The sequence below is a fragment of the Labilithrix luteola genome (assembly GCF_001263205.1).
GTDB classification, from domain to species: domain Bacteria; phylum Myxococcota_A; class Polyangia; order Polyangiales; family Polyangiaceae; genus Labilithrix; species Labilithrix luteola.
Genome location: NZ_CP012333.1, coordinates 3002587 through 3022731, shown reverse-complemented (window position 1 = coordinate 3022731; position 20145 = coordinate 3002587). Strand labels below are relative to the sequence as shown.

At 65.7% G+C, this 20145-nt stretch carries 17 protein-coding genes and 1 tRNA gene; 10 read left to right on the top strand and 8 right to left on the bottom strand.

The window, feature by feature from the left end; genetic code table 11:
- The first annotated feature begins 44 nt into the window (after nucleotides 1-44).
- Nucleotides 45-440, top strand: coding sequence for an acyl carrier protein (locus AKJ09_RS13680; protein WP_146647644.1), 396 nt, complete (start codon nucleotides 45-47; stop codon nucleotides 438-440).
- On the opposite strand, the gene AKJ09_RS13675 is transcribed toward AKJ09_RS13680, so the two are convergent.
- Nucleotides 431-2668, bottom strand: a complete 2238-nt coding sequence (locus tag AKJ09_RS13675) for a 3-hydroxyacyl-CoA dehydrogenase NAD-binding domain-containing protein (protein ID WP_240488470.1) — start codon at nucleotides 2666-2668, stop codon at nucleotides 431-433. The two genes, AKJ09_RS13680 and AKJ09_RS13675, sit on opposite strands and share 10 nt — an antisense overlap.
- Nucleotides 2669-2676: 8 nt before the next feature.
- Nucleotides 2677-3996 carry an acetyl-CoA C-acyltransferase FadI gene (gene fadI / locus AKJ09_RS13670; RefSeq protein ID WP_240488469.1) on the bottom strand — a complete coding sequence of 440 codons (1320 nt, stop codon included), beginning with the start codon at nucleotides 3994-3996 and terminating at the stop codon, nucleotides 2677-2679.
- A 138-nt stretch (nucleotides 3997-4134) separates the two neighbouring features.
- Here fadI and AKJ09_RS13665 point away from each other — a divergent pair, with 138 nt between their 5' ends.
- Genes AKJ09_RS13665 through AKJ09_RS13655 form a run of 3 tightly spaced genes read left to right on the top strand, consistent with a single transcriptional unit; the run spans nucleotide 4135 to nucleotide 6848 of the window.
- Nucleotides 4135-4572: a DUF6918 family protein gene (locus tag AKJ09_RS13665; RefSeq protein ID WP_146647642.1), complete on the top strand. Its 438-nt coding sequence runs from the start codon at nucleotides 4135-4137 to the stop codon at nucleotides 4570-4572.
- A 12-nt stretch (nucleotides 4573-4584) separates the two neighbouring features.
- Entirely contained in the window at nucleotides 4585-6120 is a 1536-nt protein-coding gene (locus AKJ09_RS13660) for a M61 metallopeptidase family protein (protein ID WP_146647641.1), read from the top strand.
- The gene (locus tag AKJ09_RS13655) at nucleotides 6117-6848 is read left to right on the top strand and encodes a hypothetical protein (RefSeq protein WP_146647640.1); all 732 of its coding nucleotides are present in this window, start codon (nucleotides 6117-6119) and stop codon (nucleotides 6846-6848) included. Before AKJ09_RS13660 ends, AKJ09_RS13655 begins: the two co-directional genes overlap by 4 nt.
- Here AKJ09_RS13655 and AKJ09_RS13650 read toward each other — a convergent pair.
- From AKJ09_RS13650 to AKJ09_RS13640, 3 genes are all read right to left on the bottom strand, one after another.
- Nucleotides 6845-8608 carry a glycosyltransferase family protein gene (locus AKJ09_RS13650; RefSeq protein ID WP_146647639.1) on the bottom strand — a complete coding sequence of 588 codons (1764 nt, stop codon included), beginning with the start codon at nucleotides 8606-8608 and terminating at the stop codon, nucleotides 6845-6847. The genes AKJ09_RS13655 and AKJ09_RS13650 overlap by 4 nt on opposite strands.
- Complete coding sequence (locus AKJ09_RS13645) at nucleotides 8608-10446, bottom strand: hypothetical protein (protein WP_146647638.1); 1839 nt, start codon at nucleotides 10444-10446, stop codon at nucleotides 8608-8610. Before AKJ09_RS13645 ends, AKJ09_RS13650 begins: the two co-directional genes overlap by 1 nt.
- 740 nt (nucleotides 10447-11186) lie before the next feature.
- Nucleotides 11187-11259 (bottom strand) — tRNA-Lys (locus AKJ09_RS13640).
- A 91-nt stretch (nucleotides 11260-11350) separates the two neighbouring features.
- Here AKJ09_RS13640 and AKJ09_RS13635 point away from each other — a divergent pair.
- The 3 genes from AKJ09_RS13635 to AKJ09_RS13625 are packed head-to-tail and all read left to right on the top strand — an operon-like array spanning nucleotide 11351 to nucleotide 14101.
- The gene (locus AKJ09_RS13635; protein WP_146647637.1) at nucleotides 11351-12043 is read left to right on the top strand and encodes a class I SAM-dependent methyltransferase; all 693 of its coding nucleotides are present in this window, start codon (nucleotides 11351-11353) and stop codon (nucleotides 12041-12043) included.
- The gene (gene galE, locus AKJ09_RS13630; protein ID WP_146647636.1) at nucleotides 12040-13005 is read left to right on the top strand and encodes a UDP-glucose 4-epimerase GalE; all 966 of its coding nucleotides are present in this window, start codon (nucleotides 12040-12042) and stop codon (nucleotides 13003-13005) included. Before AKJ09_RS13635 ends, galE begins: the two co-directional genes overlap by 4 nt.
- Before the next feature lie 34 nt (nucleotides 13006-13039).
- Complete coding sequence (locus AKJ09_RS13625) at nucleotides 13040-14101, top strand: glycosyltransferase family 2 protein (RefSeq protein ID WP_146647635.1); 1062 nt, start codon at nucleotides 13040-13042, stop codon at nucleotides 14099-14101.
- Between the two features lie 7 nt (nucleotides 14102-14108).
- Here AKJ09_RS13625 and AKJ09_RS13620 read toward each other — a convergent pair whose 3' ends face one another.
- The 3 genes from AKJ09_RS13620 to AKJ09_RS13610 are packed head-to-tail and all read right to left on the bottom strand — an operon-like array spanning nucleotide 14109 to nucleotide 15768.
- Nucleotides 14109-14330: a hypothetical protein gene (locus tag AKJ09_RS13620; protein ID WP_146647634.1), complete on the bottom strand. Its 222-nt coding sequence runs from the start codon at nucleotides 14328-14330 to the stop codon at nucleotides 14109-14111.
- Nucleotides 14331-14353: 23 nt separating this feature from the next.
- Nucleotides 14354-15355, bottom strand: a complete 1002-nt coding sequence (locus AKJ09_RS13615) for a DUF4097 family beta strand repeat-containing protein (RefSeq protein WP_146647633.1) — start codon at nucleotides 15353-15355, stop codon at nucleotides 14354-14356.
- A 14-nt stretch (nucleotides 15356-15369) separates the two neighbouring features.
- Nucleotides 15370-15768: a DUF2089 domain-containing protein gene (locus tag AKJ09_RS13610; RefSeq protein ID WP_146647632.1), complete on the bottom strand. Its 399-nt coding sequence runs from the start codon at nucleotides 15766-15768 to the stop codon at nucleotides 15370-15372.
- 212 nt (nucleotides 15769-15980) lie between these two features.
- On the opposite strand from AKJ09_RS13610, the gene AKJ09_RS13605 reads away from it, so the two are divergent.
- From AKJ09_RS13605 to AKJ09_RS13595, 3 genes are all read left to right on the top strand, one after another.
- Nucleotides 15981-18413: a sensor histidine kinase gene (locus AKJ09_RS13605; protein WP_146647631.1), complete on the top strand. Its 2433-nt coding sequence runs from the start codon at nucleotides 15981-15983 to the stop codon at nucleotides 18411-18413.
- Nucleotides 18414-18633: 220 nt separating this feature from the next.
- Complete coding sequence (locus tag AKJ09_RS13600) at nucleotides 18634-19248, top strand: hypothetical protein (RefSeq protein ID WP_146647630.1); 615 nt, start codon at nucleotides 18634-18636, stop codon at nucleotides 19246-19248.
- Nucleotides 19249-19289: 41 nt separating this feature from the next.
- The gene (locus tag AKJ09_RS13595) at nucleotides 19290-20060 is read left to right on the top strand and encodes an alpha/beta fold hydrolase (protein ID WP_146647629.1); all 771 of its coding nucleotides are present in this window, start codon (nucleotides 19290-19292) and stop codon (nucleotides 20058-20060) included.
- The last annotated feature ends 85 nt before the right edge of the window (nucleotides 20061-20145 follow it).

Below are 20145 nucleotides of genomic sequence, written 5' to 3'. Positions count from 1 at the left end.
ACGCGGGTCCTTCGCCAGCGTGCCGTTTGCATGCGGAGGTCGTCATGAGAGAAGACACATTCGACATCGTCCGACGCGAGCTGTCCTCGCACATCGGATGGGCACCCGCCGAGATCGGGCGAGAGAGACGTCTCGACCGAGACCTCGGCCTCGATCCGCTCGATCTGGTTCTGCTCGCGCTTCGCCTCGAAGATCGCGAAGGCGCGGAGTTTCCCGTCGCGGAGCTTGCGGGCATCCGGACGGTCGGCGATCTCGTCGCCGTGGTCCACACGTGGTTCTTCGCACTCGATCAGCAGCCGGCCGTGGCACGCGAGCGAAGTGCGAGGCTGACGGACACCTTCGGTGCGCCACCGCCACCGGCCTCTGGGATCCGTCTGTGCTCCCGCCCGATCACGCAGGACGAAATGTCCCGCGTTCAAGCGCGCGAAGGTCAGCCGTAGGAGCGCTTGCCGTGGCGCGCCATGTCGACGAGAAGCGGTGCGGGCTCGAAGCGGGCTCCGAACCGCTGTTCGAGTGACCGCGTGCGTCGAAGCACTTCGCTTGCGCCTAGAACGTCGACGTAGCGGAACGGACCGCCGCGGAACGCCGGGAAACCGAGCGCGAGAACGGCGCCGAGATCACCGTCGCGGGGACTACGGAGAATCCCCTCGTCGAGACAGCGAAACGCTTCGTTGATCATCGCGAGCGTGCACCGGAGTTGGATTTCCTCCGGCATCGGCTTCTTGCGAGGCATCGTGAGAAGCGTCGAGTAGATGGTGTCGTCCACGCGAATGGGCGAGCCGGAGCGGCTTCCGGTGCGATGCATGTAGAAGCCGCGACCGTTCTTGCGACCGCGTCGATCGTCGCGCGCAAGCTCGCCGAAGACTGCAGGCGGACGCATGCGATCACCGAAGGCCGCGTGGGCCGAGTTCGCAAAATGCTCCGCGAGGTCGATCCCGAGCTCGTCGAGCAAGAGGAGCGGACCTTTGGGGAAGCCCCAGTCGACGACCGCTTCGTCGATGCTCTCGATGGCCACGCCTTCGGCGACGAGCCGTAGGGCTTCGCCGAAGAAGGGTATGAGCGCGCGCGTGGTGTAGAAGCCGTAGCCGTCGTTGACGACGATGACCGTCTTGCCTTGGCGCTTGGCGAGAGCCACGGCCGTGGCGAGGGCGTTCGGATCGGTTTGCTTCGTGCGAACGACTTCGACGAGACGAACGTTCGGAACGGGGCGCGCGTAGTGCATCCCGACGATGCGCTCGGGGTGGGACGCGGCGGCCGCGATCTTCGCGATCGGAAGCGACGCGGTGTTCGACGCGATGACGCACGTTTCGGGAACGAGCTCTTCGATCGTCCGAACGATCTCGCGCTTCAGCTCGACGTCTTCGAAGACGGCTTCGATGACCAGGTCGGCCCGGCGGAAGCCGCTCGGTTCGACGGTTCCTTCGAGTGCGCCGAAAGCTTGGTCGCGTTCGAGGGGGGACATGGCGCCTCGACGAACGCGCGCGTCGAGGACCTCTTTCACGTAGCGAAGGCCACGACCGAGGTGAGCGTCGTCGCGATCCTTCATGCGCGTGGAGATGCCCGCCTGCACCGTGACCGCCGCGATGCCCGCGCCCATGAGGCCGGCTCCGACGACACCGACGCGCTCGATGGCGTGCGCCGTGGCGGCCTCACCGGGAGCGAGCCCGGTGTCCTTCTTGAGCGCCGTCTCCGCGAAAAAGAGCTCGATCGAGCGGTGCGCGGTCTCGCTCACGACGAGCTCGCCGAAGAGACGCGCTTCGAGCGTTGCAGCCGAACGGAAGCCTCGCCCGCCGAAGCGCTCGAGTACGTCGAGCACGTGATCCGTCGCCGGGTAGTGCCCACGCGTGCGGGCCGCGGCCGTCTCTCGCGCGCGCTTGAAGAGGACGCTGCGGCCGATCGGATTCTTCTCGAGCAACGCTCGAGCAGCGATCGCCGAGAGCGCGTTTCCCGGTTGTCCACCGCCGTCGGCATGTGCGCTGCGTTGGAGGCGCTTGCGGGGCAGCGACTTGCGGAGCTCCGGCCTCGAAGCGAGTCGCAGCGCGAGCTCGCAAGCCGTGTCGAGCACGATCGCTTCCGAGACCACGTCGTCGCATAGACCGAGCGCCATGGCGGCTTCGGCGCGGATGTTTCGCCCGGAGAGTCCGAGATCGATCGCGGTGCGAAGACCCGCGCGCTCGGCGACTCGCAAGAGCCCGTTCGCGGCCGGAATGAGTCCCAGCTTCACTTCGGGCAGACCGAAGACGGTCTTGGGATCGTCGCTGGCAACGGTGGCGGTGCAGGCGAGGGTGAGCTCGAAGCCGCCGCCGAGGACCGGCCCGTGCACGCACGCCACGATCGGTTTCTTCGAGCGTGCGATGCGTGCGAAGCGGGTGCCGATCTCGCGCGAGACGTCCTCGGCATCCTTCGCGAAGCGCAGGCTGCGAACGAACTCGATGTTCGCTCCGGCGAGGAAGGATTCGGGCTTGCCGCTTCGGAGGACGATCGCTTTGACCTTCGCCGACCGGTCGAGCTCGTCGAGCTCGTCGGACAGTGCCGCGGCGAACGCCGGCGTAATGGTGTTGTGGGGCGCGCGCGGGTCGTCGATGGTGACGAGAGCGAGGCCGCTCCCGAGCATCTCCGTTCGAACGAGCGGTGCGGGACGGCTCGGCTGCTCCGTCGGCGTCGTCATCGCGGCCATCATGCTACCTCCAAGATGACCGCGGCTCCGAGGCCTCCGGCGGCGCACGCGGTGGCAAGGCCGAACTGTCCGCCGCGGCGGCGGAGCTCGCGAAGAACGGTGTGGATCATGCGCGCGCCGGTGGCGCCGAACGGATGGCCAAGCGCAATCGAGCCTCCGTGCACGTTGAAGCGATCGTCGTCGACCTCTCCGATGGGCGCCGATCGGCCCAGTTTCTCTTCGGCGAAACGTCGTGAGGCGAGGGCTCTGCGGTTGCAGATCACCTGAGCCGCGAAGGCCTCGTGCATGTCGACGACGTCCATGTCCGCCAAGCGAAGCTTCGCACGGTCGAGCGCGATGGGCACCGCGTAGGCAGGCCCCATCAGGAGTCCGTCCTTCGGATCGAGCGCCGCGTAGCCCCACGAGCGCAGATAGCCGAGCGGTGCGAAACCGAGCGCCTTGGCCTTCGACTCCTTCATCAGGAGAAGTGCGCTCGCACCGTCGGTGAGGGGAGACGAGTTGCCTGCGGTCACCGTGCCGTGATCGGGATCGAATACGGGACGAAGCTTGGCGTAGGCCTCGAGCGACGAATCGGCTCGCACCATGTTGTCACGATCGATCGGGCGATCGAACGCCGGTGGCGGCACGATGTGCATCACCTCGGCGTCGAAGAATCCGCGTGTCCACGCGGCGGACGCGCGCACGTGACTCTGGTGGGCGAAGCGATCTTGCTCCTCGCGCGAGACGCTTGCCCGCTGGGCCATACGCTCGGCATGCTCGCCCATCGTGAGGCCCGTCGAAGGCTCACGGAGTGCCGGAGGAATCGGCACGAGATCGCGTGGTGACAGGTCCGAGAGGGCGCGAAGCTTGTCGGTCATCGTGCGCGCCCGCTGCACGAGCGAGAGCACGTGGGCGAGCTTCTTCGTGACGGTGACGGGCACGTCGCTCGCGCTGTCCGCACCGCCCGCAATGGCCACGTCGTGCTGGCCGGCGAGCATGGCCTCGGCTGCGCTCGTGGTCGTCTGGAACGAGGTTGCGCAAGCCCTCACGACAGTGAAGGCATCCGTGCTCTTCGGCAGCGTGGTGCCGAGCACGATCTCGCGCGCGACGTTCGGTGCCGTCGGATTCGGAATGGCCTGGCCGTAGACCACGAGCCCGACCTCGCGGGGATCCATCTCCGATCGCGCGAGCAGCTCGCGGACCACGGTGCGGCCGAGATCGAGCGCAGTCAGATGAGTGAATGCGCTGCCCTGCTTGGCGAACGGCGTACGAAGCCCTGCGACGATCGCGATGCGATCGCCGGGCTGGACCATGCCGGCCGAATGCTTCGACTCCGTCATGCCTTCCCTCTCGATCCGTGGTCGAAGACGTTCGTTCTGGCGCCCGTGACGCAATGTGTCAAGTAACCGGGCTCCATCCGCTCGATGCATGTGCTAACGCGGAAGCCCCACTTTTTTTTCTGCACCACGAGGTCGCCGATGTCGCTGCTCGAAGCTCTTACGGACGAATCGAAGAAGCCCCAGATCGTGAAGGAGTGCTGCGAGCTCATCGACGCGGAAGTGGATGACAAGGGCGGCATCTCCGGGCTCGCGATCAAGGCGGGCTACAAGGCGGTCAAGGGCATCAAGCCCGGCTTCGTGGAGCACGCGGTGGAAGACATGCTTCCCGAGTTCGCGAAGGCCCTCGACCCCATCTATGCCGAGGCCAAGTCGCAGAACAAGGGCGTTTCGGACTTCTTCGCGTCTCATTCCAGCCGCGTGGCCGACGCTCTCCTCTCGATCACGGACGCCAAGGCGGCGCGCGCGAAGAGCGGAGTTGCCAAAGGGGCTTACGACAAGCTTCGCAGCTCGGCCAAAAAGAACGTCGAACAAGCCGTGCCGCGGCTCGGGCGCCTGGTCGAGAAGTTCGGCAACTGAGAGGCGACGACGATGCGCCTCGCTGCGCTCGTCGTCCTCGTTCACCTTCTCGCTTTCGTCTCAGCGTGCGCTCGGCCAGGTTCGAGCGCACGCGATCCATCGCGTGGCGAGTCCGTCGCGCAGCTCGCCGGACCGGACTTCGTCGGCGACTACACCGCGCGATGGGATGTCGTCTCGGGGGACGTTTTCGTCGAAGCTCGCCTCGCGCGCGGCGCCGGTGCCGCACTCTTCGTGGATCTGGGGGCCGAGCGCTGGGTACGCGATGCAGTCGTCGGGGTCGACCATCGCGATGACCCGTCGGCTCCGCTCCGTCCGCTCGCGCACGACGGGCGTGCGTTCATCGCGCCCGAATGCGCGAAAGCGCCTTGCCGAGTGCGTTATCGCTACGCGCTGCGCGAAGCCGCCCGATCCATCGACGACGTCGACGTGGCGAGCGAAGAGGGCGAGACCGTCGAGGCACCGCCGTCCACGTGGCTGCTCGCGCCGTTCTTCGAGGGTGACACGACCTCGAAGATTCGGTTTCGGGTGGAGACGTCCGATGGATCGCGATTCGTCACCGGCGTGTATCCGTCGAGTGCTGCGCGCGACGCTTGGGACATCTCGCTCGACGATTTGAGGAGCTCGCCGTACAGCGCGTTCGGGACGTTCCGGTCGCGCGTTGTCGACGTGAACGGCGCTCGGCTCGCTATCGCCATCGCCCCCGGCAAGCTTGCCATCAAAGACGACGAGCTCGTGGCCTGGGCGGAGACGCGCGCACGAGCCGTGGCCGGGTATTTCGGGCGTTTCCCACTTCCGTATTCGCTGGTGTTGTTCGTGCCGTCGCGTGGTGGTTGGGTCGGCGGCGGGCGCACGCTCGCCGGCGGTGGTGGGACCGTGCTCATGCGCGTTGGTGAGCGCGCGACGACGGCCGCGTTGGCCGACGATTGGGTGCTCGTCCACGAGCTGATTCATCTCGCGTTCCCCTCCGTCTCGCGTTCGTTCGCGTGGGCCGAAGAGGGACTCGCGACGTACGTCGAGCCGTTCGTCCGTGCACGTGCGGGCTTCATCGACGCCGAGCGCGCGTGGAGCGGCCTCGTGCGCGGCTTGCCGAATGGTCTGCCCGCTGCCGGTGACCGAGGACTCGATCAAACGCCGACGTGGGGTCGAACCTATTGGGGCGGTGCGCTCTTCTTCTTGCTCGCCGACGTCGAGATTCGAAAGCGCACCGATGGTCGTCTTGGTCTCGAAGACGCCTTGCGAGGAATCCTCGCCGAAGGCGGAAACAACGCGGTGCGATGGGACCTCGATCGTGTGTTTGCCGCAGGTGATCGTGCGACGGGACTGAACGTCCTCCGCGAGCTGCACGAGAGGATGGGCAGTGAACCTTCGCCCGTCGATCTCGGCGCACTCTTCGGAACGTTGGGCCTCGTGACCTCCTCGAGTGCATCGACCGGTAGGCCTGGGCGGCACGTGATCACGGTTCGTTTCGAGGAGGCGGCCCCGCTTGCCGACGTCCGACGCGCGATCACGCTGGGGCGGCCGGGGATCGTTGGTACCATCGAACGATGACCGTCCGTGGAGTGCTCGGGGGACTCGTCGCGTCGTCTCTGTTCTCGTTGGCGGCTCCCGCGGCTGCGGACGAGACGCCGAACGAGACGCCGAACGTGACCATCGAGGCGGCTCCCGAGCAGCCTCCGCCGCCGCGAGTGCAGGCGCAAGCCGCGATGGCAGGGGCCGTGCGCGTGCACTTCCGTACGGTCCGGCCCAAAGATCACGCCGATCTCTACGAGGTGCGTGGCGTGCAAGCGGTGTACGTCTGTTCGTCGCCTTGCGACGCGGCGGTTCCGATCGGCTCGACGATGCGCGTCGTCTTCGCCGGCAACACCGAAGAGCCACACGACTTCGTGATGACCGCCGAGGATGGTGGTGACGTCGATCTCGCGGTTCGGAGTCCTTCGAAGGGCGCCGTCGCGGGCGGCGCGGTGATGATCGCCGGCGGAGGCGTGATCGCGCTCGTTGGTCTCATCCTCGTGGCGGTGTCCGCCGACACGCGCTCGCGCACCCACGTCGACCTCACCACGTCGGGCCTCGTGTGCCTCCTCGGCGGCGGTGGGCTCACGGTGGGCGGAATCGTGCTTATCGCCAACCGTTCGCGCGAGCCGCGCCTCGAGCACGAGCCGCGCGGCATCCGCGATCGAGCGTCGACCTTTCAGTCCGACACGCTCGTCGCGAAAGCCCGCGACCCGCTCACGCCTGCTGCGCCCGCAACGCCTCTCGGCTTTTCGTTCGCCTTCTAGGCTTTGCTCTTCGCGCGGAACAGCTTCCCGCGGAAGGCGTAAGCGGCGATGCCGACGACGCCGACGAAGGCCATCCAGAGGCCGAGCGTCAGGTAGTTCGGCCAGTAGCGCAGGTGCACGACGTGGTGCCCTTGCGGGACGTCGACGGCCAGAAGGTCACCGTCGTTGACGACGGTTCCGACGTCCGTGCGCCAGCCGTCGCCATAGGCGCTGTTGACGCGGATGCGCGCAGTCGGCGCGTTCACGTCCGTCTCGAACGTGAAGCGATTCGGCGTGCGGCGAACGTTGCCGACGGTGGCATTGGCATCGGACGCCCGCACTTGGGGAACGTCACCCGTCCACACGGGGGCGTTCTCGTAGAAGGCCCACGAGACGGCTCGGCAACCCGTCCAAGCGCGGTTTTGCCTGGGCTGGTCGGTGAACACAGGTGTGAGGCCGGGGCCTCCATAGTAGAAGCGCGGTGATGCCTCGACGGTGACCGGCGGTGCCCAGCCAAAGCGCGCGGTCAACATCTCGTAGCCGAAGGCCATGACGTCGCCCGCGCTCAAGAACGCGAGGCCCACGACGGCTACGCGAGCGATCTTGCCGCGCGAAGGACCGGCGAAGCGTCCGACGATGGGCGGAAGCTCGTCGATGGCGATGGCGACGAACATGGCCGCGAAGGCCGTCATGAAGAAACGGAAGCGCGAAGAAACGCGCATCGACGTGAACGGGAAGACGCGCGTCTGCAGCACGTGCCAGGGCGCCCAGCTCGCGAAGTGACCGAGCATCAGGACGAACACCATCAGCGTGAGGACGACGAGCCAACGCCGGCGGACGGCCGCGATGCACATACCCACGAGCGCGATGAGCAGACCCGCGATGCCGAGATACGAGATGTATTCGTTCCAGACGTACTGCTGGCCGGGCAGGTGGAGTGACCACTGCGTCTGCCGCATGAGGAACATCGACCGCACGTTCGCCATGTTGGTGATGCTGTCGACGTCGGGATACGGGTTCGGCCGCACGTGGCCGGAGAACTGCTTCGAAATGGGGAGGAGGCGAGGGGCGGCGAGGAGGATGCCGGTGGCCCCGGTGACGACCCCCGCGACGACGATCGACTTGAGTCGGGCGAGCGAAGTGAGTCGCGTCGCAGCCTCGAGCACGAGGAGCAGCACGCAAAACGGAACAGGGTAGGTGCCGCCGTCGTAGATCATCCACGAGAGCAGAATGCCCACGCCGATGGCCGAGCCGATGGAGTTCTCCGCCCGTCGCCACAGGAAGAGGAGCAGCGGGAAGTTCCAGAACCCGGCCATCATCACGTGGCCGGTCGAGTACTGCGCCGTGTGAGCCGCGCCGAGTGCCCAACCGGTGGCCGCCGCGAACGACGCGATGCGACTGAGCTTCAGGTCGTCGCGGACGAGCAGCCACATGCCGACGAAGCCGGCAGCGCAGTGCAGGATGTTCCAAAGGTAATACTGAATGAGCGGCGGCAGCCAGAATCCCAAGAGGAGGAGCGGCGAGGCGCCCATCGACTCCGGGAAATCCCAATGAGGGATGCCGCGACAGTCATACGGATTCCAGAGCGGGAATTCGTGATAACGAGAGATGATCGCCTTGCCAATTTCGAATTGGTAAAACGAATATTGGCCGTCGAGCTCGGGGGTATGCGGGTATTGCGCAATCATCGGCCACCAGCCGAGAAGCGCGATGAGCAGGCCCGCGAGTGCGACGAGGACCAGCCGTAAGGAAGTCGGCGCGATCCGCCGTTCGATAGCCATCAGAAGATCCTCCGTGGGCACTGGCCACGGGGGGCCTGTGCGCGCCGCTCGTCGTTCGCGGCTTCGGCGTTCAGGGCGACGATGCGCTCGAGATCGGCAAGGCGATACCACATGCAAGGTCGTCGCGGACCAAAGCGCTCGGCTTCGGTGCGGAGCAGCGAGATTCGATCGCGCCCTTTCGGCTCCCACACCTGAACGAGGTTTCGGAGCGCCGCGTGAACTTGATCTTCGCTCGTGGCGGAGCGGCTGAACGACGGTGCGAGACCGACGGCGAGAGCGACCACGGCGGCGCCGATGCGAAGCGAACGGTCTTTGACGCTGCGCTCGGCGTCGAAGACGAGTGCCGCCAGAATCGGCGCGAGGAGAAGCGCAGCGAGGACGAAATACCAGGGCGTGATGCTCGTCCAGCCGAACCACTCGCCGATGTGGTGGGGAACGAACCCCGTTCGGATGAACGGAATGGAGAACTGCACGAGCGGTCGATCGATCTCCTCGGGGAGCGTGTCGTAGAGGATGCCGACGAGGCCCATCGTCAGCACGCTGGCGATGGCGAGACCGCCCCACACACCGCGAACGATCGAGCGGCGCATGCGCGATTTGCGGGCGAATCGTTCACCGACGACGAGCGCACCGAACGCCACGAACGGCGGCGCGGCCCCCAAGTAGCGCGGGCCCACGGTCCACCCTCCGCGCCAGTTGCCGAAGCCGCTCGCGCCAGCCGAGAGAACGAAGAGGCCGAACACCCAGACGAACGTGGCCCAGCGAAGGAGCTTGCGCTGGCGAGGCGGTCCCTTCGGAAGCAAGAGCGCGAACGGGATGGCGAGGAGGCCGAGCCACATGAACGGGCTCGTGCCAAAGAACCCGAATCCGAGGTCGAACCAGACGGCGCGAATGTGCTCCGGGTCGGGCAACGTGGCGCCGAAGAGGCCTGCCTGATGGTGGACGCGAAGGCCGCTCTCGACCATGCGATGGCCGGGCGTGAGCGGATTCCCGTACGCCTTCCACTGGAAGAGCATCATCAGGGCGACGTGGAAGAGACCACCTCCCGCGAACGCGAGAAGCCGTGTCGGTCGCCGAAAGGCGACGACGCCGTAGATGGCGAGAACGATCGCGAGCGGGAGCGCGTGATACTCGAGAAGCACGCTCCAGCCACAAAACCAGCCGGACCAGAAGGCGGCTCGCCAGCTGACTGCGCGTGCATCACCGCGGCTCTTGCGCAGCTCGCGCTCCGCGAGTCCGAAGGACACGAAGGCGGCGATGGCGAATGGCGCGTGGCTCGCGAACATGTTCGCATAAGCCAGGTAGTTCGTTCCGAGGCCCGCCGCTGCGACCGCGGCGAGGCGCAGGCTGACGTCCGACGAGAAGTCTCGCAGGTACTTCTCGAGCCAGATCAAGAAGAGGAAGCAGGGCAGCTGGATGGCGAAGAGGCGCACCACCCAGGTCGTGACGCGGAGGTAATCGACGATCTCCGAGTGTGGCGTGGCGTTCGTCGGAAACGGCATCCCGAAGTGCGGGGCGACGGCCGCGAAGACGGCATACGGAACGACGCCTGCGAAGCTCGTCGCCGGCGCCTTGACCGACACGCGATACGGCGGATTGGTGGGGACGAGCGCCATATCGTTCGTCCAGCCGAAGGTCTCGACGATGTGGTCCAGCTTGAGCGTGTGCTGCTGGACGAGCGCCATCGTCATGTACGTGCGCACGTTCTCGTTCGGGTTGTTGACCGCGCTCAGGAACGGGAAGACGCAAAACAGCGGCAGCGCGCACAGAACGAAGAACAGTCGGATGCTTCGTCGTGTACTCCTCGTGCGCACCCGGGGCACGATACCACGTTGCATCGCGGCTCAGAGCTCACCAGCTCGCTGGATCGCCGTGCACCACCCACGAAGCACGGCCACTCCCGTTCCGCCAAATCGAGGGCGCGGGGCACCACCACCGCAAGCGTCAGCTCATCGCCATGACGGTGGCTCGAAGCTCGATCCGGCCTCGCTCACCCCGGCCCGGCGACGACCAGTCCCGTCTTCGACCAAACGAGCTTTCCTAGACCCGCGCGGTAGTCCGGGCGGCGCGCTCAGACGTCGGGCCACGTTCTCACGCTCCGTACGCTGGCCTCAAGCTGGCTCCTCGCGCCGGTGCCAAGCTGGGGTCTCCGGTCGTGCCGCGTTCTCACGCCCGACCCTGCCGGCCCAAGCTGGCCCGAAGCCGCGTCGTCACTCGACCCCGGCGGCGCGAAGCCGGGGTCTCACGTTCGGTACTCACCGCCCCGTTGACCCGAACGCGTACCCATCACCGCCCGCTCGTTGGTGACGCTCGACCCCGGCGGCGCGAAGCCGGGTTCTCAAGTTGGGCGGTCTCCCATCACCGCCCCGTTGATCCGAAGGCGCGTTCCCACCACCGCCGCGTTGGGCTGCAGGAGCGCTCCCATCACCGCCGCGTTGATCCGAAGGCGCGTTCCCACCACCGCCGCGTTGGGCCGAAGGAGCGAAAATGCCGGGCAAGTGCCCGGCATTTTCGCCACAAAAACCAAAAAAACGAGCAGGCCATTCAGCCTGCTCGTTTTCTCTTCACTACACCCTAGTGGGCCAACCGGGACTTGAACCCGAAACCAATGGATTAAGAGTCCACTGCTCTACCAATTGAGCTATTGGCCCGTGCCGATGCGCAGCTATCTACTTTTTGTGCCCCATCATGTCAAGCACCTGTCGCGCGCTTTTCTTTCGATTCCGCTAAGCTGTGCCGTCGATGCTTGGGTTGTACCGCAAGATCCTCGGCCATCCGTTCGTCTACGACCAGATTCGCCCGCGCGTGGTGGGCGGTATCGACATGCGCTCGCTCTATGAGCGTTTGGGCGAAGGTGAATCAGGTGCGGGCCGCGTCGTTCTCGACGTCGGCTGCGGAACGGGCGATGCGCTTCGCTATCTGTCGTCGTTCGAGAGCTATCTCGGGATCGACACCGATCCGGTCGCGATCGAGGCGGCGAAAGCCCGCTATGGCAACCGACCGGGCGTACGCTTCGAATGCCGGATGCTGCAGGAGGAAGATGTTCGCGAGCTCGAGCCCACGGGCGTCGTCCTCTCCGGGGTTCTCCACCACCTTACGAACGCGGAAGCCGACGGCGTGCTTCGGCTCGTGGCGTCGTCGCCCCGTCTCGTTCGTGTGGTGACGAACGACATCGTCTTCTTGCCCGGGCAGCTGTTCAACAACGTCCTCGCCATGATGGATCGTGGTCGCTACTGTCGTGATCCCGACGCCTATGCGGGGCTCGCTCGGCGAGCGGGGTTCGACGTCGGCAGCGGTGACGTCCTCGGATCGAGCCCCACGAACGATCGCGTGCGCTACTACTTCATGTCACTCGTGCCCTCCGAACGAGGGGGCGAACAGTACGAGTCTCCAAAGCACGAGCCGGCAAAGCTCGAGGTCGAGGTCCGTTCGTGAGAGCGCTCGTTACGGGTGGCGCGGGATACATCGGCTCGCACATGGTGCGGACCCTGCTCGACGCCGGCCACGACGTGACCGTCCTCGACGATCTCTCCACCGGTCATCGCGACGCGGTCGCGAACGAAGCTCGCTTCGTCCAGGGCGACGTTGCAGATAGCAGCGAAGTCCTCGCTCTTCTCCGTGATGCAAAGACCGATGCCATCTTCCACTTTGCCGCAAAGAGCCGGGTGGAAGAGTCGGTGACGGACCCGCGTCGCTACTTCCAGGGCAACCTCACGGCGACCCTCGGTCTCCTCGAGGCCACGCTCGATGCGAAGGTCGGAGCGTTCGTCCTTTCGTCGACGGCGGCCGTCTATGGAACGCCGGACGAGGTGCCGATCGACGAGGAGCACCCGAAGCGGCCCGTAAATCCCTACGGGGAAACGAAGCTCGCGATCGAGCGCGCGCTCGAAGCCTATGGTCGCGCCTACGGACTTCGGTGGTCGTCGCTCCGCTATTTCAACGCGGCCGGCGCCTACCACCAAGTTGGTCTGGGTGAGCGGCACTCACCCGAAACGCATCTCTTGCCGATCATTCTCGACGTCGCGCGCGGCAAGCGACCGGCGATCAACGTTTACGGAACGACCTGGCCCACCCCCGACGGCACCTGCATCCGCGACTACATCCACGTACGCGATTTGTGCGATGCGCACCTGGGCGCCGTCGATTTTCTCCGGAAGGGCGGGGAGAGCGGCGCGTTCAACCTGGGCACCGGGCGGGGACATTCGGTGCGCGAGGTCATTGATGCTGCGCGTCGTGTGACGGGTCATGCCATCCCTGTCGTCGAGGCGCCGACACGGGCCGGGGATCCGGCGATCCTCGTGGCCAAAGTCGAGCGCGCCGCGAGAATTTTGGGCTTTCAGGCGAAGCGTTCCAACCTCGAGGAGATCGTCGCCGACGCTTGGGCTTTCATGCGGTAGTTCAAGCGTTCCTGCGCTAGAACATCTCGTCCCGATGCCGCGCCCGGAGCTGTCGCTCGTCATCCCGATCTACAACGAGGAAGAGGTGCTTCCTCGCCTCGACGCGCGACTTCGCGCATTGCTCGACGTACTGAAGGTTTCGACGGAGGTCGTCTTCGTCGACGACGGCTCCAAGGATCGGTCTCTCGAGCTCCTACGGAGGATGGCGACCCGTGAGGGGCGCTATCGCGTTCTCAGCTTTTCGCGAAACTTCGGTCATCAGCGGGCGATCACCTGCGGGATGGACGCGACGCGGGGCAAAGCGGTCGTCGTCATGGACGCGGACCTGCAAGACCCTCCCGAAGTCATCCTCGAGATGATGGCGAAGTGGCGGCTGGGCTTCGACGTCGTCTACGGACGGCGCCGTTCGCGCGACGGAGAGACCTGGTTCAAGCTGATTACGGCGAAGCTTTTCTACAAGGTCTTCGCCGCCCTCATCCCGATCGAAGTCCCTCTCGACACCGGAGACTTCCGGCTCATGAGCCGGCGCGTCGTGCTCACGATGCGCGAGCTTCGCGAGACGCACCGCTTCGTGCGTGGTCTCGTGGCGTGGGTCGGCTTCAAACAGACGGCGGTGGAGTACGACCGTGCTGCTCGCGCAGCCGGCGAAACGAAGTATCCGCTCCGCAAGATGATCGCGTTCGCGATCGACGGCATCGCCTCCTTCAGCATCCTGCCGCTGCGAACGGCCACGTACCTCGGGCTCGTCGTTGGGTTCTCGAGCGTCGTCTACGGCATGGTGGCCATCATCAGTCACCTCGCCGGCATCACGGTCCCCGGTTGGACGACCACCGTGGTCCTCGTGTCGTTCCTCTTCAGTGTGCAGCTCGTAATGACGGGCGTGCTCGGCGAATACATCGGTCGCATCTACGAGCAGCTCAAGGGCAGGCCGCTTTACATCGTCGCCGAGCGAATCAACTTCAAGCGCCCGCGGCGCAAGGCCAAGACGCTCATGGGCGTCGCGCCCGACGCAAACAAGGCGACGACCCTGCGGCTCGAACGGGAGCCTGTGCATGTCGAGCCTGCGCCGGTGCAGGCGTCGATCGCCGATCTCTAGCGTCGATTCAGCGTGCGACGAGGCGCGCGAGGACCACGCCACATCCACGGCACCGGCGGAGATCGATGAAGGTCGACTCGCGCCAACCAACGACGAGCGGCTCGACGTCGGCGCGCTGCATGGTGCCGAACTCGTCGAGCGCGTTCCACTCGCGTTCGCCGTAGATGATTCCACACCGACCGCACACCTTCGGATGCGGTCCATCGCGTCGCGTTTTGGAGGACGCCATCGTCTCGGCCGAAGACGTCGCTCTCAACCCCAACCCATCGCGCGAAGCAGCTCGCGAGCGTCGGCCGGTGCCAACGTTCCGTCGGCGACGCGCTCGAGGACCTTCTGCACGTCCTCGTCGGCCGAAGCCGTCGCGACCGTCTCGACGACGTTGGCGGGCGCTCGGTAGGGGGAGCCCTGATCGGCGCGACTCCCGTCGATGGGCCTTCCGGTCCTGGCGTCGCTCGCCTCCCATTGGTGTCGCGAGGTCCTCACGCGGATTGCTCCGAGATCGGCTTCGAGCTCCAGAACGGCCGGCGCTCCTTTGACGGAGCGGAAGTCGACGCGTGACGATCCCATGGCCGTGCGCGTGTCGATCTGCACGGGCATTCCTTGGGCGAGCTCGATGCGCGCAGCGCCCATGTTCGTGCGCACGCGATGCGTGCCGGGATCGAGCGAGACGATGTCGAGGCTGATCGCTCCTGCGCTGGTCGAGGCATCGATCGAGCCCCCGACGCGTCGCCCGTCGATGCGACCTGCCTCGGTCGTGAGTGCGAGCCGACCCTGGACGTCTTCGAGAAAGAGCGCACCGGCATTCGTCGCGATGGAGAGGTCACATCCCGAGAGCTCTTCGACATGAACGCGTGCTGCCGCCGAGCGAAGCCGCATGCGGACGTTCCTGGGGACGTGCGCGACGATCTGCGTGCGAAAGTGTCCGTGCCAGCGGCGCTTCTCCCAGAAATTCGCCTCCCAGAAGCGGCCGCTCGTGATGCGGTCTTCGATGGCGCGCGCGGCACCGTGGATGCGGACCGAGGTCGTTCCATCTTTCGCGTGCACGTCGAAGCCGAGTGTCGGCCCGTCGTTTCCCAACGTGGCAGCGCCCGAGATCTCGATGAACGGCTCTTCGCCCGCCGTGACGGGGACGACTGCGACGAAGGCAAAATCGCTGTCGATGTCGAGATATGGATGATCCGCGAGAGGGAGCGGTCGGCGCAAAGTGGGGCCGTTCGTCCGGCCGAAATGCTGACGATGGAAGTGCGGGTGCATGAGTCCTCCAGGGATTAGCCGCTCGAGCCGCCGGGGCTGCGGAGCGTCCGTAAACGTTCGGCCGCTTCGGCCGGGGTGAGCTCGCCGCGCGACAGGCTCTCGAGCACGGCATCGACGCGACGCGAGCGCGTCTCCGCCTCCGCTTCGATCGGTGCGCCAAGGGCGTGCACGACCTGTTCGAGTCGCGAGACGACAGTGGGGTAGGAGAGGCCGAGGCGCTGCTCGACGTCTTTGATCTTGCCGCGGCAGTCGAGGAACACCTCGACGAAGGCGAGCTGCTCGCGCGACAGGCGGCCGAGCCGTCCCCGGTCGAAGTCACCCTCGATGGCGGTGTGGCAGTCGTCGCACTCGAGACGCGCAATACGAAGCGTGGTGTTGCAGACGGGACAGTTCGACGGAGCTTGGCGTCGCACGAGCTTCACTCTAAGGGCCGACTTGATAAAATCAATGTGCGGCTTGAGATTTTTAATATCGACCTGCCAAAATCCTTGGAGGAACGAAGATAAGCTCAAGATCTTCGAGGGTTGGGGTGCCGCTGCAGCGCGTCATCTTTTTGCGTCCGACTAGCCCGCTCCGGCGTGGCGATGCGTCGAGGACATGGCGAGAGAGTTGCTCCACGCTCGTCATGCAGACGTTCGAGGTACCTGCGCGCGACGCTCGCGAACGCGTCGAACGTGCATGTGCTCGGACCGGTCTCGCCTGCGCGGCCCTTGCCCTGCTGATCGGCATCGTCGGTTTTGTCGGGTGGATGATCGGCAGCGTCCCTCTCACACGCGTCGACGGGAACTATCCGCCGTTCAAGCCGACCACGGCCTTGGTGGTAATCCTGCTGGCTCTCGGAATCGGCGCGCAGTCCTACGAGCGAGCTCCGCGTGCCGTGCGCGTGGCGGGGCGAATCGCTGCAGGGGCGGCGTGCCTCGCAGGAGGGCTCTTCCTCCTCGAGTACCTCGTCCCTGTCGACCTCGGTATCGATGGCCTGCTGTACCCGGATCGCACGTGTGCACGAGAACCGCTTTGCGGGCGACCCTCGGTGAACTCGGCCGCGAGTGCGGTCGTGCTCGGATTGGCCGTCCTTCTTCTCGATGCGAGAGCCGAAATCGCTCGCAAGGCGAGCTCCGTGCTCACGTGCCTCGTTTTGCTCAATGGGCTCTGCGCCATTGCCGGCTACGTCTACGAGGCGCCACCGTTCTATGGCGTGCCCGGCCTTCTGCCGATGGCGAGCCTCTCGATCCACGCGGCGACTTCGTTCACGTTCCTGTCCGTTGGACTGCTCTGGGCGCGACCTCGGGCAGGACCCATCGCCATCGTCGTCCACGAGGGGCTCGCAGGGACCGTCGCCCGGCGCTTTCTGGGGGCGGGCCTCTTCGCGCCGATCGTCGGTCTCGCGTTCATGACGGGGCAGCGCGCGGGGTTCTATTCTCCGGAAACGTCGGCAGTGCTGATGGCGGTCACCGCGATGACCGTTTCGCTCTTGCTCGTCCTCAGTAGTGCACGGCTCGTCGGTTCGGTCGAAAGGAAGCTGGAAAAAAGCGAACAGCGCTACCGCGACCTCGTCGAGCACGCCGCGGATGCCATTCTCATCGCGGACGTCCGCACCACCCGCTATCTCGACGCGAATTCCGCCGCATGTCGAATGTTCGGTTACACGCGCGAGGAGCTGCTCGAACACAAGGTCGCCGATTTCCTTCCGCCCGAAGAGATTCCACGAATCGGTGCCGCTCAGGAGCGAATGCTCTCCGGCGAAGCCGTGGTCGAGGAGTGGAAGGTGAGGTGCAAAGACGGTCACATCATCCAGGTCGAGTCGAGCACGAAGCTGCTACCCGACGGACGATGGCAGGGGCTCATTCGCGATGTCACCGAACGCAAGCGCAACGAAGCGGCGTTGGCCGTCGCTCTCGCGCGTGAGGCCGACGCGCGCGCCAACCTCCAGGCGCTCGTCGATCAGATGCCGGCCGGTGTCGTCGTTGCCGACGCAAACGGTCTCGTGACCACCGAGAACCGTTTCATGGATTTGCTCTCGCCCGAGGCCGCTTCGGATTGGGGCCTCGCGACAGGCGAGCGTGTGTCGAGGACCGATCATCCTCTTCTCGTTGCTCTCCGCACCCGTGAGACCTCGACACAGGAGCTGTGCGTCGAGCTTCAGGACGGCCGAAAGCTTCCGATGCTCGTCTGTGCCGGCCCCGTCATCGACGCGAATGATAGGCTCGTCGGCGCCGTTGCCACCTTGCAGGACATCTCCGCGTTGAAGGAGCTCGAACGGCTGCGTGAGGAGTGGATGTCCGTGGTCGCGCACGATCTACGTCAGCCCTTGGGGTCGCTGGCGCTGCAGGCGGAGTTGCTCGCGCGTCAGCAGCTTCCTCAGGGGGCAGGCCAATCCGTCGAGCGCGTCCGGAAGGCGACGAAGCGGCTGGACCGAATGGTTCGGGATCTCACGGACGTTTCCAGGTTGGAGGCGCGACGCCTCACGCTCGAACGCAAACCCGTGGACCTTCGCGCGATCGTCTCCGAAGTGACGGGCCACTTCTCCGCGGAGCGTCGCGAACGACCGCTCCACCTTCGAGAAACGGGACAGCCTCGCACGATGTCCCTCGACGAAGTCCGTATGGAACAGATCGTCGGCAATCTGCTCTCGAATGCGATCAAGTACGGAACGCCCGGCAGCCCGATCGAGGTGACGCTCGATTGGCGCGAGGATGCCGTCGAGCTCGGTGTCGAGAACGAAGGCCAGGCGCTGTCGGCCGACGACGCCGAACGCGTCTTCAATCGCTTCACGCGTAGCAGGTCGGCGCGGGAGGCAGGCGTTGCCGGCCTGGGCCTAGGGCTCTACATCTGTCGCGGCTTGGTCGAGGCGCATGGCGGTCGTATCTGGGTCGAGAGCAATCGCGAGGGCCACACGACGTTCCGCGTCCTACTGCCGTACATTGCGGGGGCGCCGTGCGTCGAACCGGACCCCGTCCTCGTGGAGGACGCCCCGAGCATTCTCTCATCGTCGCCTGCGGAGAGCGGCACCGACGCTCGCTCCGAGGAAGAAGACCGGTGCGGAGTAGTAGACCCATAAGACGGCGAGTACGACGATACTTGCACCCTCGTAGAGCTCATCGACGCCCTTGTGTTTCGGGTAGAGCGTGAGTGGCCTTCGGACCTGCATGAGGAACGCGTGGAGATCGAGGTCGTTCCGCGCGCGCTCCGCCTGATCGTGCCGGCGTAGCGCTACTCGTGACAGACATGGCGCAAGTCGCGCCACGAAATCCAGGCATGCGCGTTGCTGAAGCGCGGGCATGAAGCCCTCCTCGCCTTTCGTTCTCGCGACACTTGCCGCGCTCGCCGTGCTCGCCGCGCTCGCCTCGCTCGCCGCCCTCGGGTGCTCTGGCGGAGAAACGGTCACGGGCACCGGCAGGCAGTCCGACGGAGGTCGGCTGAACGAGCCCGGACGAACCGCCGACGAACCGACGGGCACGACGACGCCGGATCCGAAGTCGACCGACGACGCGAGCGCAGACACCGAAACTCCGCAACCGCTGCGCATCGAGAATCTCAACGTCATCCGCACGGGAGCCAACTACGAGGTGACGTTCGTCATCAAGAACGACACCGCCGTCGACGTGAACCGTGTTCAATCGATGACGCTGTCGTTCGACGACATGACCGCCTCGTTCACCCCGAACTGCCAGGGGGCGTTGCTCGCCTACGGGCATTCGACGACGTCGATCATCACGTGGAACCTCACTTACGAACCGGCCTATCGGGCACCGGTCCTCGGCGATGGGTGTGGGCACCGCATGTCGTCGGACGAAACCAGCGCCCCGCCCTGGGCCGGCAAGCTCACCGTGGAGCTGCACGGCCTCTACGAGGACGGCAAGGCTTTCGCGATCAAGGCGAACGCCGCACCTTGAGTGTCTGGTGGCGCGAGCGAAGCCTCACGTATCTTGGGAGGATGGCGCTACGCACGACGACACGTTCGGGATCCAGCATTGCTTTTGCCGACGACGGCGACGGACCTGCCGTCGTCTTCGTTCACGGTCTCGGCGACGACCACAGCACGTGGGATTCCATCGTGGAGCGTCTCGTCTCGCGGCGCCGGTGCATCCGCATCGATGTTCGTGGCCAGGGCGCGTCGGGACCCGCGCCGACGTACGAGACGTTGGAGCTGTCTTACGACCTCGACGCGGTGGTCGAAGAGCTCGGGCTCGAGAAGCCTTTCCTCGTGGGCCATTCGCTCGGCGGGTTCATCGCGACGACGTACGCCGCGCGCCGAGAGGTGCGAGGTGTTCTCAACGTCGATCAGAGCCTTCAGATCGTGGGCATGGCTCAGGGGGTGCGCCCGCTGAAAGACGTTTTGACGAATGGTGACTATGTTGCGGTCGTGCGCTCGGTCATCGAGTCGATCGGCTATGGTCGGCTGGACGAGCCGGCACGCGCAGCCCACGTCGAGCGCTTGAAGATGCTGCGTCGAGAGGTGCTCCTCGGCGCGTGGCACGTGCTCCTCGAAGATTCCGACGACGTCCTCGGGGAGAAGCTCTCGACGCTCTCGAACATCCGCGCGCCGTATCACGCCCTCCATGGCAATCCCTTGCCGTCGGGCTACGCGACGTGGCTCGCGGAGCTCATCGAGGGCGCAACGACCGAGGTCTGGGAAGGCAACGGCCACTATCCTCATGTCTCGGAGCCCTCGCGTTTCGCGGAGCTCGTGCTCGCGAAGTCTTGAACTCGCCGTCTGGCACGAGCTCGCGCGTCGCGTAGTCACGTGTCGTCGATCACGCGAAGAAAACGAGCGAGCTCGTGAAGGTTTG